This window comes from Kitasatospora sp. NPDC086009 (assembly GCF_044540385.1).
GTDB lineage: Bacteria > Actinomycetota > Actinomycetes > Streptomycetales > Streptomycetaceae > Kitasatospora.
Genome location: NZ_JBITSA010000029.1, coordinates 1 through 14217, shown reverse-complemented (window position 1 = coordinate 14217; position 14217 = coordinate 1). Strand labels below are relative to the sequence as shown.

Below are 14217 nucleotides of genomic sequence, written 5' to 3'. Positions count from 1 at the left end.
ACAGATGCGCGGCCCCCGCCGCGCCCACCGCCGTCCTGTCCCCTCCGTCAAGGAGTCGTCCGCCGTGGGCCCACACCCCGCTGTCGCCGCGATACGCCTGGCCGTACGCCGCACGCTCACCGACCTCGCCGCCGAGGCCGGCACCACCTTCGCCGCACCCCGCGAGCCCCGCGAGCGCCCCAGCGGTGCGCCGCTGGTCGGCGCCGCCGTCGGGACCACCCTGATCGGCAACGCCCACCGCCACCCGTCCGGTCTGCCGCGCACCCCGGCCGCGCCCGGCTCGCCGCTGGTCCTGGTCGCCGTCAGCGGCGGCGCCGACTCGATGGCGCTGGCCATCGCGGCCGCCTTCGAGGCCCCCAAGCTGGGCCTGCGGGTCGGCGCCGTCACCGTCGACCACGGTCTCCAGAACGGCTCCGCCGACCGCGCCGCCCAGGTCGCCGAGCGGCTCCGCTCGCTCGGGCTCGACCCGGTCGAGGCCGTGCCGGTCCGGGTCGGCCGCGCCGGCGGCCCCGAGGCCGCCGCCCGGGACGCCCGCTACGCCGCCCTGGACGCCGCCGCCGAGCGTCACGGCGCCGTGGCCGTCCTGCTCGGCCACACCCGCGACGACCAGGCGGAGACGGTCCTGCTGGGCCTCGCCCGCGGCTCCGGTGCCCGCTCGCTGGCCGGCATGCCGGCCCAGAAGGGCCGCTACCGCCGCCCGCTGCTGGAGCTCGACCGGGCCGCCACCCGCCAGGCCTGTTCCGCCCAGGCGATCCCGGTCTGGGACGACCCGCACAACTGTGACCCCGCCTACACCCGCTCCCGGGTGCGGCACGAGGTCCTGCCGGTGCTGGAGAAGCACCTGGGCGGCGGCGTGGTCGAGGCGCTGGCCCGGACCGCCCGGCTGTTCCGCGACGACGCCGACGCGCTGGACCAGTGGGCCGCGCTCGCCGAGCGCGATCTCCGTACCGGCGAGGGCACCCTGGACGTCGGGAAGCTGGCCGAACTGCCGCCCGCGGTGCGCCGCCGGGTACTGCGCAGGGCCGCGCTGCGGGCGGGCTGCCCGGCCGGGGACCTCTTCGCGCGCCACCTCGAAACGATCGATCTGCTGGTCACCGGTTGGCGCGGCCAGGGGCCGTTGCACCTACCCGGGGGCGTCGAAGCCACCCGTAGGTGTGGCACGCTGGTCTTTCGGCGGCAGGGCGACTGACGGGCAGGCATGCTCCCGGGGCGCCGGGCCGCCGGCCATCCAGACCCCGAACGTTTGAGGACGTATCCCCGGTGGACCAGAACGACATGGGCGCTGACCTCGCGAAGGTGCTCATCAGCAAGGACGAGATCGACGCCAAGCTCCTGGAGCTGGCCGAGCGCATCGACCGGGACTACGCAGGCAAGGACCTGCTGATCGTCGGCGTCCTCAAGGGTGCCGTGATGGTGATGGCCGACCTCGCCCGGGCCCTGCACTCGCAGGTGACCATGGACTGGATGGCCGTCTCCTCGTACGGGATGGGCACCAAGTCCTCCGGTGTGGTGCGGATCCTCAAGGACCTCGACACCGACATCGCCGGCCGTGACGTCCTGATCGTCGAGGACATCATCGACTCCGGGCTGACGCTGTCCTGGCTGCTGGGCAACCTGGGCTCGCGCGGCCCGGCCTCGCTCGAGGTCTGCACGCTGCTGCGCAAGCCCGACGCGGCCAAGGTCGAGATCGACGTCAAGTACGTCGGGTTCGACATTCCCAACGAGTTCGTGGTCGGCTACGGGCTCGACTACGCGGAGAAGCTGCGCAACCTCCCCTTCATCGGCACCCTCGCCCCGCACGTCTACGGCGGCTGAGGGTTTCGGGGCCCGTTCGGGCTACGGACGGGAACAGTGGACCGTTCCCGCCCGTTGCATCGGGGGAAATAGAAGTAGGTCGTGTCGCTGTGCTCCCGCCACCGGCGGGTCGGACTGCGGTACGGTCCAATAAAACCGCTCTTCACATGAGCAGAACCGGATGCGCCGGCGGCCCAGGCCCCGCGGCGCCGTCGAGTGGCAGGAGGGACGGGGCGGCAACGCCCCGCATGGATGGACGTCAAGCGATACTTCCGTGCGCCGATCATGTGGATCGTGCTGGCCGTCCTCGCCGTCATCGTGCTGATGCAGGTCGTTTCTGACTCGAACGGCTACAAGACGGTGGACACCGGGCAGGTCGTCGCAGCGATCGACGCCAAGCAGGTCAAGTCGGCGCAGATCACCACTGGTGACTCGAACACGATCAAGATCCAACTGAAGGACGGCGCCACGCTGTCCAACGCCGGCACGGGCAAGACCCCGTCCGGCAGCAAGTTCCAGGCCTCGTACATCGGCGACCAGGGTGTCGCGCTCGCCGACAAGCTCCAGGCCCAGATCAACGACAACGACCAGAACTCGCTCTCCGAGGGCTACACCGTCAGCCCGGAGAAGCAGAGCACCTTCGTCAGCCTCCTGCTGTCGATGCTGCCCATCGTGATCATCGTTCTGGTCTTCCTGTTCCTGATGAACCAGATGCAGGGCGGCGGGTCCCGCGTCATGCAGTTCGGCAAGTCGAAGGCCAAGCTGCTCACCAAGGACACGCCGAAGACGACGTTCTCGGACGTCGCCGGTGCGGACGAGGCGGTGGAGGAGCTCCACGAGATCAAGGAGTTCCTGCAGGAGCCGGCCAAGTTCCAGGCGGTCGGCGCCAAGATCCCGAAGGGCGTGCTGCTCTACGGCCCGCCCGGTACCGGCAAGACCCTGCTGGCGCGTGCCGTCGCGGGCGAGGCCGGGGTCCCGTTCTACTCGATCTCCGGCTCGGACTTCGTGGAGATGTTCGTGGGTGTCGGCGCCAGCCGCGTCCGCGACCTCTTCGAGCAGGCCAAGGCGAACGCTCCGGCGATCGTCTTCGTCGACGAGATCGACGCCGTCGGCCGGCACCGCGGTGCGGGTCTCGGCGGCGGTCACGACGAGCGCGAGCAGACCCTCAACCAGCTGCTGGTCGAGATGGACGGCTTCGACGTCAAGGGCGGCGTGATCCTCATCGCGGCCACCAACCGCCCCGACATCCTGGACCCGGCGCTGCTGCGCCCGGGCCGCTTCGACCGGCAGATCGCGGTCGAGCGCCCCGACCTCCAGGGCCGTCTGGACATCCTCAAGGTGCACCAGAAGGGCAAGCCGGTCGCGCCGGACGTCGACCTCAGGGCCGTCGCCAAGCGCACCCCCGGCTTCACCGGTGCCGACCTGGCCAACGTCCTGAACGAGGCGGCGCTGCTGACCGCCCGCTCGGACAAGAAGCTGGTCGACAACTTCACGCTGGACGAGGCGATCGACCGCGTCGTGGCCGGACCGCAGAAGCGGACCCGGATCATGTCCGAGAAGGAGAAGAAGATCACCGCGTACCACGAGGGCGGTCACGCCCTGGTCGCGGCGGCTTCTCCCAACGCGGACCCGGTGCACAAGATCACCATCCTGTCCCGCGGCCGGGCGCTCGGCTACACCATGGTGCTGCCGGACGAGGACAAGTACTCCACCACCCGCAACGAGATGCTCGACCAGCTGGCGTACATGCTGGGCGGGCGCGCGGCGGAGGAGCTGGTCTTCCACGACCCGACCACCGGCGCCTCGAACGACATCGAGAAGGCCACCGCGACCGCGCGGGCCATGGTCACCCAGTACGGGATGACCGAGCGGCTCGGCGCGATCAAGTTCGGTTCGGACAACTCGGAGCCGTTCCTGGGCCGCGAGATGGGCCACCAGCGCGACTACTCGGAAGAGGTCGCCGGGCTGGTGGACGAAGAGGTGAAGAAGCTCATCGAGAACGCGCACAACGAGGCCTGGGAGATCCTGGTCGAGAACCGCGACGTGCTCGACAACCTGGTTCTGGAGCTCCTGGAGAAGGAGACCCTGAACAAGGAGCAGATCGCCGAGATCTTCGCCCCGATCGTCAAGCGCCCGGCCCGGCCGGCCTGGACGGGCTCGTCCCGTCGTACGCCGTCCACCCGGCCGCCGGTGCAGTCCCCGAAGGAGCTGGCGCTGACCAACGGCGCCGCCGCCGTCGAGGCCGCTCCGGTCGACGTGGTGAAGCTCCCGCCGCTGCCGGTGGAGCCGCCCGCCGAGGGCTGATCGCGCCAGCACAGGGACGGAATGGATGCCGCGCCACCAGGGTTTGTACTCTGGAGGCGCGGCATCCGTGCTGTTCAGCCAAGTCGTCCCCCTAGTTAGCGAGGCCCGCATGATCGACCCGGTGACGCTCGACGGTCCGTCCGCCGTCGGGACCTTCGACCAGAAGCGGGCCGAGAACGCCATCCGCGAGCTGCTCCTCGCGGTGGGCGAGGACCCGGACCGCGAGGGTCTGCTGGAGACCCCGGCCCGGGTCGCCAGGGCGTACAAGGAGATATTCGCGGGCCTCTGGCAGGAGCCGGAGGACGTCCTCACCACCACCTTCGACCTCGGCCACGACGAGATGGTGCTGGTCAAGGACATCGAGCTGACCTCGGTCTGCGAGCACCACCTGGTGCCGTTCCGGGGCGTCGCGCACGTCGGCTACATCCCGTCGGTCAACGGCAAGATCACCGGCCTGTCCAAGCTGGCCCGGCTGGTCGACGTCTACGCCCGCCGTCCGCAGGTGCAGGAGCGGCTCACCAGCCAGGTCGCGGACGCGCTGATGCGGATCCTCGAACCGCGCGGCGCGATCGTCGTGATCGAGTGCGAGCACATGTGCATGTCGATGCGCGGCATCCGCAAGCCCGGCGCCAAGACCATCACCTCCTGCGTGCGGGGCCAGCTGCGCGACCCGGCCACCCGGGCCGAGGCGATGAGCCTGATCATCGGTCGCTAGCGGCCCTGCGGCCCCGTCGGCTCAGAGCAGCTGGTGCTCCGCGTGCGGCGGGGCCGGGGTGCCCAGGGCGTTGCGGCGCCGGGGCATCCGCAGGGTCACCATCCGCCGCCAGCCGAACGCCCGGTCGTACAGGTAGAGCACGTGGACGCCCGCCGTCACCACGGCGCGCTGCCAGCGCGGCCACCCGAGGATCCGCGCCATCCGGGCCGTCACGGCGAGCCCGACGTCCCGGTGGGTGCGGATCTCGCCGCGCGCGCTGGTCTCCAGGGTGTGCCGGACGTACGGGCCGTGGCCCTCGGCGACCAGCCGCAGCAGCTCCTCGTGGCAGTAGGCGAGGTGGTTGTCCTCGTCCGCGGAGATCATCCGCATCGCCCGGCCGAGATCCGGATCGTCGCCGTACACCTTGACCAGCTGGCGCATCTGCTCGGCCGCGCGCTGCTCGGTCACCCGGCTGTGCGCCAGGTAGGTGATGATCTCCCGCTCGGCCAGCGGCACCTCGCTGTTCAGCCGCTCGTGCGAGAGGCCGACGCCCTGGCGCTCCAGCAGCATGCAGTAGTCGGCCTCGGCGGGGACGTCGATCCTGGGCAGGCCGCGCTTGTGCAGCAGCTGGGTGAAGATCCGGCCGTGCTTGCGCTCGTCGGCGCCGTGCCGGGCGATCTTGGGGGCGAGGACCGGGTCGCGGGTGAGGGCGGTGATCCGCTCGTTCTCCCAGCCGCCCTGGTCCTCGCCGCCGGCCGCGATGCTGCAGAAGAGCTGATAGGCCTCGTCGTTGCGGTAGATCTCGGCGAAGAGCGATCGGGTGCTGAGCATGGGGCCTCCTGCACGGATCAGGTGTCCACCCGGGCCGTTCGGCCGGGCGGTCGCGATACGTTCCCCGTGGTGGCGGCGGACCGGCCCGACCGGCCGGTAACCACTCGTCCGGCGGCCGTCGCCGCCGGCGGTCAGGTCCAGGTGAGCCGGGCGCTCATCCACTCCAGTGCGGCCGGGAGCTCGCGGATCCAGCTGTCGAAGTTGTGGCCGCCGTCGTCCAGGTAGAGCGACTCGACCTTGAACTGCGGATTGGCGGCCGCGACCTGCTGGGCGAGGTCGACGAACTTCACCGTCTCCGGGTAGTCGGTCTCCTTGCGGGTGCTGATCACCAGCAGCGAGAGGTTCGGCGCGGGGAGGTTCTGCAGCCGCCAGCCGAGGTCGCTCTGGTCGGCCAGCGCCTTGTCGCCGCCGAAGAGGTTGCCGCCGGTGAATTGGTCCTCGGCGACCTTGAAGTCGCCGTGCATCCCCACGCCGTTGCCGTAGACGTCCGGGTATCGCATCGCGAGCCGCATCGCGCAGCTGCCGCCGGTCGAGAAGCCGAGCACGCCCCAGGACGAGGGCGAGCGGCTGACCCGGTACGCCGAGCGCAGCGCCTCGGGCACGTCCTTGGCGAACCAGGACTCGGCGCGCGGGCCGCCGGGGACGTCGACGCACTCGGTGTCGCGCGGCGGGGCGACGCTCGGCCGGGCCATCACGATGATCGTGGGGGCCATCTTGCCGCCCTTGCGCAGCTCCCAGGCGGTCTGCGGGACGGGCAGGTCCTTGAGCAGGTGCATGGTGGTGCCGGGGAAGCCGGCGATGGTCAGCAGCACCGGGAAGCGCACCATGGCGAGGTTCGGGTCGAAGTACTCGGGCGGCAGGTAGACGAACATCTGGTCGGAGAGGCCGGTCTCCTTGCCCGCCACCCGGACCGATTCGATCTTGCCGACCTCCTCCGGGGGGCCCTTGGGCAGATCGGTCACGGTCTCCAGGCCGCCCTCCTCGGTCGGCTGGACCAGCGCGTCGGAGACCGGGGTGCCGCTGTGGTGGCGCTCGCTGCTGGTGAGCGCGAGCTTGGCGCCGCCGGGGCTGAGCAGGTCGTCCCATGAGGTGTAGAAGCCGAACGAGTTGTTGACCGACAGCGCCAGCACCGCGAGCACCGAGACCTGAGTGACGGTCAGCAGACCGATCCGCCCGAGCACCGGGAGCGGGCGCTGCCGGGCCAGCCGGGGCCAGAGCCAGAGGGTGGTGAGCAGGGCCGCCGCGCCGAGCGCGAGCAGCGAGTTCACCAGCGCGTCGCTGGTCAGTTCCATGCCGTCGGCCTTCCGGTGGGAAACTCTCGGTGCAGGCTTCATCGTCTGGCGGTGCGTCAGCCACGGCCATCGCGGCTAGGCTGTCCGGACGTCGGGGCAGGCGGAGTCCGGGGCGATCCGACGCAACCGGTCCCCCGGAACGCGGCGTCCACCGTACGTACCGGGTATGCGGGGGTCCGTCGCGCCACGCGGCGGGAAGGCTCCGGCGCCCACCCCTCGGCTCAACCACAGCGTCCGCCGAACACCGGTTTACCCTCCGTTGCCGGATGTTTGGTGTGCGCATTGCCCGATGAAGGAAAAGGCATGAAGGTCCCTCACAACTCCTCCCCCGGAGTGACAGGACTGCAGTCCGCAGCCTCTACGCTGAGCTTCCATGAGCGTTCCCGTGTCCGTTGAGCCGAGCCCCGAGCAGCCGCCCCGCCGCCGCGGCCTGCAGACGCTTCGTACCCAAGCGGCCTCCGTCCCCCGGGCCTGGCTCCCCGGCGCGGTCGGCTACGCCTGTCTGCTGATCGGTCTGGTGGACACCGCCAGCGCGGTGTTCCCCAAGCTCCGGCACACCAAGGTGCACGACTTCGCGGGGCAGCTGCCCGGCGGCACCACGACCCTGGCCGCGGCCGGCACGCTGATGGTCGGCCTGCTGCTGGTGCTGCTCGCCCACGCCCTGCGCCGCCGCAAGCGGCGGGCCTGGCGGGCCGTCTGCGTGCTGCTGCCGGTCGGCGCGGCGCTGCACATCCTGCGCTGGCACCAGATCGGCCCGGCGGTCGTCTCGCTGGTGCTGTTCGCGGTGATGCTGGTGCACCGGCGCGAGTTCTACGCCAAGGCCGACCCCCGGACCCGCTGGCGGGCGGTGGTCAACCTGGTCGTGATGGGGGCGATCAGCGTCGCGCTCGGCCTGCTGGTGGTCTCCACCCGGACCGGGTACGAGATCGGTGACCCGAGCCTGTTCCACCGGCTTGAGCACGTCGGGTACGGACTGTTCGGCTTCGAAGGGCCGGTCGACTACAGCTCGGACCGGGTCTCCGACCAGGTCGCCTACCTGCTCGGCGGGCTGGGCCTGATCACCGCCTTCACCACCGCCTACCTGGCGCTGCGGCCGGAGAAGCCCAAGCCGGAGCTGACCGCCGAGGACGAGGAGAAGGTCCGCGCGCTGCTCGACCGGCACGGCGAGCGCGACTCGCTCGGCTACTTCGCGCTGCGCCGGGACAAGAGCGTGCTGTTCTCGCCCTCCGGCAAGGCGGCGATCTCCTACCGGGTGGTCTCCGGCGTGATGCTCGCCTCCGGTGACCCGGTCGGCGACGTCGAGGCCTGGCCGGGTGCGATCAAGGTCTTCATGACCGAGGCCCGCGAGCACGCCTGGGTGCCGGCCGTGATGGGCTGCAGCGAGGTGGGCGGCGAGGTCTGGACCCGCGAGGCGGGGCTGGACGCGCTGGAGCTGGGTGACGAGGCGATCGTCGACACCGGGACGTTCTCACTCGCAGGCCGGGCGATGCGCAACGTGCGCCAGATGGTCAAGCGGATCGAGCGCAACGGCTACTCCTGCCAGGTGCGGCGGGTCGCCGACCTCACGCCGGACGAGAAGTACCGGATCGCCGACGCCGCCTCCCGCTGGCGCGGCACCGACACCGAGCGCGGCTTCTCGATGGCCCTCGGCCGCTTCGGCGACCCGGGCGACGACGCCTGCGTGGTGGTCACCGCGCACAAGGCGCCGGAGGAGGGCGAGGACGGCGACGACCTGAAGGCCGTGCTGCACTTCGTGCCCTGGGGGCCGGACGGCATCTCGCTGGAGCTGATGCGTCGCGACCGCGCCGCCGACCCCGGTCTGAACGAGCTGCTGATCGTCGCCGCGCTGCAGGCGGTGCCGGCGATGGGCGTGCGCCGGGTCTCGCTCAACTTCGCGATGTTCCGCTCGGCCCTGGCGCGCGGTGAGCGGATCGGCGCCGGCCCGGTGCTGCGGGCCTGGCGCGGGCTGCTGGTGTTCCTGTCGCGCTGGTTCCAGATCGAGTCGCTGTACAAGTTCAACGCCAAGTTCCAGCCCGAGTGGGAGCCGCGGTTCCTGGTCTTCCCGAACACCCGGGACCTGCCCCGGATCGGGTTCGCCGCGATGCAGGCGGAGGCCTTCATCACCCTCGGCATGCCGCGCTTCGGCCGCAAGCCGCAGCGCCAGGGCCCGCTGCCGGCCCCGGGCCGCCCTGAGGTCACCGAGGCCGCGTAGGCCGGCGCCCGCCCCCGGACCCCCGTCGGAGACCCGGCGGGGGTCCGGTCGTCTCCGGGGGAGCGGGGACTTGAACTGATAATGGGGTTATGAGCACTTCGCTGTCCTTCTCGCTGCCTGCCGGACTGCCGCGGCTCGACCGCTGCTCCGTGATGGGCGTGGTCAATGTGACCCCCGACTCCTTCTCGGACGGCGGGATGTGGCACGACCCCGCCCGGGCCATCGCCCACGGCCTGGCGCTCCGGGCCCGCGGCGCGGACCTGGTGGACGTCGGCGGCGAGTCCACCCGCCCCGGCTCGCAGCGGGTGCCCGAGGAGGAGGAGCTGGGCCGGGTGCTGCCGGTGGTGCGCGAGCTGGCCGACTCCGGGGTGGTCGTCTCGGTCGACACCATGCGCGCCTCCGTCGCGGAGCGGGCCGTCGCGGCCGGTGCCCGGATCATCAACGACGTCTCCGGTGGCCTGGCCGACCCCGCGATGGCCCGGGTGGTGGCCGAGACCGGCGTGCCCTTCGTGGTGATGCACTGGCGCGGGCAGTCCGCCGACATGGACAGCCTGGCCGTCTACGGCGACGTGGTCGCGGACGTGGTCGGCGAGCTCACGGCCCGGATGGACGCGCTGCTGGCGGCCGGCGTCAAGGAGGAGCAGCTGATCCTGGACCCGGGCCTGGGCTTCGCCAAGACCGCCGAGCACAACTGGGCCCTGCTCGGCGGGCTCCCGGCGCTCACCGCGCTCGGCCGTCCCGTCCTCGTCGCCGCATCGCGCAAGCGGTTCCTGGGTACGCTGCTCGCCGACCCGGAAACCGGGGAACTGCGCCCGGCCAGGGAGCGCGACGACGCGACCGCCGCGGTGTCGGTGCTGTCGGCCGGGGCCGGGGCCTGGGCGGTGCGGGTGCACGACGTGGCCGGCACGGCGGACGCCGTCCGGGTGGTCGCCGCCTGGCAGCGGGCGGCCCGGCAGGACCCCTCCGGCCCGTCGGCGGGCCGGAGCGGCAGGTGAAACGGGAGGGTCTGTGGCAGGTGACGGCAGGGTGAGCGGCGAGACCGCGGGTCAGCGCGCCCGGGAAGCGGACCGGGAGGCCGTACTGGAGGCCAACCGGGCGCTGTACGAGGCGTTGGAGAACGGCGATCTGGAGGCCGTCGAGGAGGCCTGGCTGGGGGCCGACGAGGCCGACGACAAGGGCGGCGTGGTCTGCGTGCACCCCGGCTGGCCGGTGCTGCGCGGGCGGGCCCAGGTGACCCGCTCCTACATGTTGATCATGGCGAACACGGAGTACATCCAGTTCATCCTGACCGACGTCGAGGCCGAGGTTCAGGGGGATGTGGCCCTTGTCACGTGCACCGAGAACATCCTTTCCGGCGGCGAGGCGGAGGAGGAGGGCGAACTCGGCCCGCTGGTCGGCGGAAAGGTCGTCTCGACCAATCTCTTCCGCCGCACCCCGGCGGGCTGGAAGCTCTGGTCCCACCACGGTTCACCCGTTCTGACCAGCGGGGACGACGAGGACGAGGACTGAACCGGGGGCCGCCGGCGAAATGCCCGCCGGAGGCGGCCCGGGAATTCCCGGAGAGCCACCGAACGTTCACGTCAATCGCCGATCCGGCGTGCGTGGCGTCGGTTCGTGCCGGGTAGGACGGTCAGGCGTTGTCGGCGCTCGCGGGTAGATTCGAAACGCAGTGGCGGCCGTCGTGTCCGCCTCCGCCCTGCCTTCCCCCCGCTTTCCGGGGCAGGGCCCGTCCGAGTGGGAGCAGTGATTCGTTTGCTGGACCGCGTCACCCTGCGGGGCCTGCGTGCCCGGGGTCACCACGGTGTCTTCGAGCGCGAGCGCGTCGAGGGCCAGACCTTCGTGGTGGACCTCGTGCTCCACCTGGACACCCGCCCCGCCGCGTCCGGCGACGACCTCACCCGCACGGCGCACTACGGCGTCGTGGCCGAGGAGGTCACCGCGATCATCGCCGGCGAGCCGGTCGACCTGATCGAGACCCTGGCGCAGCGCATCGCGGACCAGTGCCTGGCGCACGAGGCGGTCGAGGAGGTCGAGGTCACCGTGCACAAGCCCGACGCCCCGATCACCGTGCCGTTCGACGACGTGACCGTGACCATCCACCGGGGCCGCGCATGACCCGCACCGCGTACCCCGTGCCAGCCGCAGAGCCCGTTCCAGTTGTAGGGGAAGCCCGATGAGCACCAGCGACCCGACCGCCTCGCCGAGCACGTTCGACCTGGAGAACCGGGTGGACTCGGCCGACGCCACGCTGCACAGCCAGCGCTGCGCCGTGATCGCCCTCGGCTCCAACCTGGGCAACCGCCTGGACACCCTCCAGGGCGCCGTGGACGCCCTCGCCGACACCCCCGGGCTCAAGATCAAGGCCGTCTCCGGCGTGTACGAGACAGAGGCCCTCGGCGGCCCCGACGAGCAGCCCAACTACTACAACGCGGTGGTGGTGCTGCGCACCACCCTGCCCCCGCGCGACCTGCTGGAGCGCGGCAACGCGATCGAGGACGCCTTCGGCCGGGTCCGCACCGTGCGCTGGGGCCCGCGGACGCTGGACGTCGACATCCTGGCCTACGAGGGCGTCACCAGCGACGACCCGCAGCTGCTGCTGCCGCACCCGCGCTCGCACGAGCGGGCCTTCGTGCTCGCCCCCTGGCTGGACGCCCAGCCGGAGGCCGAGGTGCCCGGCCACGGCCAGGTCGCCGCGCTGCTCCAGGCGCTCGGCGGCGCCGACGCCCAGGGCGTCCGGCGGCGCGAGGACATCGGGCTGACCCTGCCGGAGTAGGCCCCGCCGGCCCGTACGGCCGGGAACTCGGACGAGGTCCCGGCCGTACGAGTAGGTGTCCGCCATCCGCGCGGGTGCCCGCCCGCCCGGGCCCGGTACGGTGGCCTGGCGCCGTCGTACCGTCCGCCCCGCCCCGTCGCCGGGTCGGGGCGCCTCCCAGCCGTCGGCCGGGGGGAGCAGGGCCGGGCCCGGGGGCGGCCGCCCGACACCGCAACCCCGGGAAGGACCACGTCCGAGTGAAGCTGCTTCGCCTCCGTCTGCTGGTCGGCATCACCGCCGCGACCACGGCGCTGTCCTGGGCCGGTGCCAAGCTGTGGGCCTCCCTGGACACCCTGCCCGCGGTGCCGGGTGCGGCTCCGGTGGTGCTGGCCGCGGTGGCGGTGATCCTGCTCGCCACGGCGATCTCGCTGCGCTCCCGGCTGAAGGCGGCGCGCGAGCGCCAGCCCGGGGCGAAGGGCGTCGACCCGCTGGGCGCCGCCCGGGCGGTGGTGCTGGCGCAGGCGAGCGCGCTGGTCTCGTCGGTGGTCACCGGCGTCTACGCGGGCGCGGGCATCTACCTGCTCGGCGAACTGGACGTGCAGGCCCGCCAGGACCAGGCCGTCACGGCCGGCTTCGCGGTGCTGGCCGGGGTGGCGGTGATCGCGGCGGCGCTCTGGCTGCAGCACGTGTGCAAGCTGCCGGAGGACCACGACGACCCGAGCGGGCCGGCGGCGACCTCGCACCGCTGAGCGGACCCGCTTCGGTGATCTTGGGTGAGGGCCCGGGTACGAGCGGTAAAGCTTGCGCAGTGTCAAGGGCCAAAGCGGACCCTGGGCTGACACGGCCCCAATTCGCACGCTAGTTTCTTGGCATGTCTCGCGGACGCCACCGTCATTCCTCCGTCCTCGGCCGGATCCTTCCTCCCACCGCCGCCGGCGTGCTCATCGTCGCCGCGGTGGCCGCGCTGCTCTTCAGTCAGGACACCGTCCTGGTCCGCTCGGTGGGCGTCGCCGCCGTGCTGGCCTCGCTCGGGATCGCCGTGCTGCTGCGCCAGCGCGACCGGGCCGCCCGGGCGGCCGCCGAGGTGTCCGTCGCGCAGCGGCTCCGGGCCGAGGAGCGCTTCGAGGAGCAGCTCGCCGAGGCCGAGTACGCGGCGGAGGTCGCCGAGGAGCGGGCCACCCGCTTCGGGCGGCGGCTGACGGCCGAGAAGTCGCGGCTGGCCAAGGCCGAGACGGAGATCGCCAGGCTGCTGCGCGAGCGCGCCGTGGCGGTCGCCGAGCAGGCGCTCAAGGAGGCCGAGGCGGCCCAGCGGGCCCTCGCCGCCGCCCGCCCCAAGTACCCGGCCAGTCCGGCCGCGTTCGTCCGCGCCGCGGCCGTGCTGCGGCAGCTGCAGCGGCAGGCGGCGGCCCGGGACGCCCAGCGTGAGCGCGCGGCCGGTGCGGAGGTCGCGCTGCGGGCCCGCACCGCGCCGGCGACCGTCCCGGCGTCCGCGCCGGTGGCGCCCGCCCGTCCGGTGCCGGCTCCGGTGGCTCCGGCCGTCCCCACGCCGGCCGCGTCGGTGCCCGCGGCGGCCGCCCCGGCAGCCGTCGCTCCGGCGCCCGCGCCGCGGCCCGCGCTGACGGCGACGGTGGGCCAGCTGGGTGGGACGCCCAGCGCTCCCGTGGTGGCGGCCGAGCGGCAGCGCCCGCGCCCGCAGCAGGCCCGTGGGCAGGGCTTCAGCTTCTTCGGCCGCTCGGGAGCGGCCGGCCGTCCGGCGGCCCCGGCGCCGGCCCTGGGCAGCGTCGCCGAGCTGGGCGAGCGCGCCGACCTGGCGGACGTGGTGGGCGACGAGGCGGTGGCCGCGGTCAGGGCCGTGCCGCCGGCCGCCCTCCCGGACCGGGTGCGGCCCTCGGTCGAGCCGGCCGACCTCGACCCCGAGGCCGGGCTGGCCGACGCCGTACCGGCCGACGCGGACCAGGACGCCGAGCCGGAGGGCGTCGAGCCGACCGTGGTGGACCTGACCCCGGACGAGGAGACCGAGCTGCTCCAGCTCCCGGAGCTGCGCGCCTCCCGCTGACCCAGCCCGGGCGGCGCCCCGCGCCGCCTCCGCCGCCGCCCCGGCGCGGGGGCCCCCCCCGCCCCCCCCCCCGGGGGGGGCGCGGCGGGGGGGGGGGGGGGCCCCCGCCGGGGGGGGGGGGGGGGGGGGGGGGGGGGGGCGGGGGGGGGGGGGGGGGGCGGGGGGGGGGGGGGGGGGGGGGGGGGGGGGGGGGTTCCGGGCCCGGCGACGTGGGTGAGCCGGCTCAGCTGGTTCACCCCGGCGGCCGGGTCCGGCAGACCCGTTCTGACCTGCGCGTCCTGC

At 73.1% G+C, this 14217-nt stretch carries 13 protein-coding genes; 11 read left to right on the top strand and 2 right to left on the bottom strand.

Translation table 11 applies throughout. The features are described from left to right. Nucleotides 1–64 precede the first annotated feature (64 nt). The 4 genes from tilS (at nt 65) to folE (ending at nt 4813) form a co-directional block, all read left to right on the top strand. A complete protein-coding gene (gene tilS, locus ACIF6L_RS36460) occupies nt 65–1189 on the top strand; it encodes a tRNA lysidine(34) synthetase TilS (protein ID WP_329489121.1) in 1125 nt (374 codons plus the stop codon). Nucleotides 1190–1260: 71 nt separating this feature from the next. Beyond that, nucleotides 1261–1815 (top strand): hypoxanthine phosphoribosyltransferase, encoded by a 555-nt coding sequence (gene hpt / locus ACIF6L_RS36455; protein ID WP_030059589.1) that lies wholly within the window; start codon nt 1261–1263, stop codon nt 1813–1815. 231 nt (nt 1816–2046) lie between these two features. Next, nucleotides 2047–4098 (top strand): ATP-dependent zinc metalloprotease FtsH, encoded by a 2052-nt coding sequence (gene ftsH, locus ACIF6L_RS36450; RefSeq protein ID WP_359803834.1) that lies wholly within the window; start codon nt 2047–2049, stop codon nt 4096–4098. Nucleotides 4099–4207: 109 nt separating this feature from the next. Continuing rightward, entirely contained in the window at nt 4208–4813 is a 606-nt protein-coding gene (folE, locus tag ACIF6L_RS36445; protein WP_329489123.1) for a GTP cyclohydrolase I FolE, read from the top strand. Between the two features lie 21 nt (nt 4814–4834). Here folE and ACIF6L_RS36440 read toward each other — a convergent pair whose 3' ends face one another. Together ACIF6L_RS36440 and ACIF6L_RS36435 are read right to left on the bottom strand one after the other, a co-directional pair. Continuing rightward, complete coding sequence (locus ACIF6L_RS36440; protein WP_396488893.1) at nt 4835–5623, bottom strand: ferritin-like domain-containing protein; 789 nt, start codon at nt 5621–5623, stop codon at nt 4835–4837. A 131-nt stretch (nt 5624–5754) separates the two neighbouring features. Further along, a complete protein-coding gene (locus ACIF6L_RS36435; protein ID WP_329489125.1) occupies nt 5755–6915 on the bottom strand; it encodes an alpha/beta hydrolase-fold protein in 1161 nt (386 codons plus the stop codon). 373 nt (nt 6916–7288) lie between these two features. Between ACIF6L_RS36435 and ACIF6L_RS36430 the strand changes: the two genes are divergently transcribed. The 7 genes from ACIF6L_RS36430 (at nt 7289) to ACIF6L_RS36400 (ending at nt 13935) form a co-directional block, all read left to right on the top strand. After that, nucleotides 7289–9127 (top strand): phosphatidylglycerol lysyltransferase domain-containing protein, encoded by a 1839-nt coding sequence (locus ACIF6L_RS36430; RefSeq protein ID WP_396488890.1) that lies wholly within the window; start codon nt 7289–7291, stop codon nt 9125–9127. An 89-nt stretch (nt 9128–9216) separates the two neighbouring features. Next, nucleotides 9217–10122 carry a dihydropteroate synthase gene (folP, locus tag ACIF6L_RS36425; RefSeq protein ID WP_329489127.1) on the top strand — a complete coding sequence of 302 codons (906 nt, stop codon included), beginning with the start codon at nt 9217–9219 and terminating at the stop codon, nt 10120–10122. Between the two features lie 31 nt (nt 10123–10153). After that, on the top strand, nt 10154–10636 hold the full coding sequence (locus ACIF6L_RS36420; RefSeq protein WP_329489128.1) for a nuclear transport factor 2 family protein: 483 nt from the start codon (nt 10154–10156) through the stop codon (nt 10634–10636). A 246-nt stretch (nt 10637–10882) separates the two neighbouring features. Further along, entirely contained in the window at nt 10883–11242 is a 360-nt protein-coding gene (folB, locus tag ACIF6L_RS36415; RefSeq protein ID WP_329492204.1) for a dihydroneopterin aldolase, read from the top strand. A gap of 58 nt (nt 11243–11300) precedes the next feature. Beyond that, entirely contained in the window at nt 11301–11900 is a 600-nt protein-coding gene (folK, locus tag ACIF6L_RS36410) for a 2-amino-4-hydroxy-6-hydroxymethyldihydropteridine diphosphokinase (protein ID WP_329489129.1), read from the top strand. 236 nt (nt 11901–12136) lie between these two features. Continuing rightward, nucleotides 12137–12628: a DUF3180 domain-containing protein gene (locus ACIF6L_RS36405; protein ID WP_396488889.1), complete on the top strand. Its 492-nt coding sequence runs from the start codon at nt 12137–12139 to the stop codon at nt 12626–12628. A gap of 122 nt (nt 12629–12750) precedes the next feature. Then, nucleotides 12751–13935, top strand: a complete 1185-nt coding sequence (locus ACIF6L_RS36400; RefSeq protein ID WP_396488887.1) for a hypothetical protein — start codon at nt 12751–12753, stop codon at nt 13933–13935. Nucleotides 13936–14217: the final 282 nt, after the last annotated feature.

Excerpts from the sequence above, each read along its gene's own strand:
- ftsH (WP_359803834.1), top strand. The coding sequence starts at position 2,047 with ATGGACGTCAAGCGATACTTCCGTGCGCCGATCATGTGGATCGTGCTG.
- folE (WP_329489123.1), top strand. The coding sequence starts at position 4,208 with ATGATCGACCCGGTGACGCTCGACGGTCCGTCCGCCGTCGGGACCTTC.
- ACIF6L_RS36440 (WP_396488893.1), bottom strand. The coding sequence starts at position 5,623 with ATGCTCAGCACCCGATCGCTCTTCGCCGAGATCTACCGCAACGACGAG.
- ACIF6L_RS36435 (WP_329489125.1), bottom strand. The coding sequence starts at position 6,915 with ATGGAACTGACCAGCGACGCGCTGGTGAACTCGCTGCTCGCGCTCGGC.
- ACIF6L_RS36430 (WP_396488890.1), top strand. The coding sequence starts at position 7,289 with ATGAGCGTTCCCGTGTCCGTTGAGCCGAGCCCCGAGCAGCCGCCCCGC.
- folP (WP_329489127.1), top strand. The coding sequence starts at position 9,217 with ATGAGCACTTCGCTGTCCTTCTCGCTGCCTGCCGGACTGCCGCGGCTC.
- folK (WP_329489129.1), top strand. The coding sequence starts at position 11,301 with ATGAGCACCAGCGACCCGACCGCCTCGCCGAGCACGTTCGACCTGGAG.
- ACIF6L_RS36400 (WP_396488887.1), top strand. The coding sequence starts at position 12,751 with ATGTCTCGCGGACGCCACCGTCATTCCTCCGTCCTCGGCCGGATCCTT.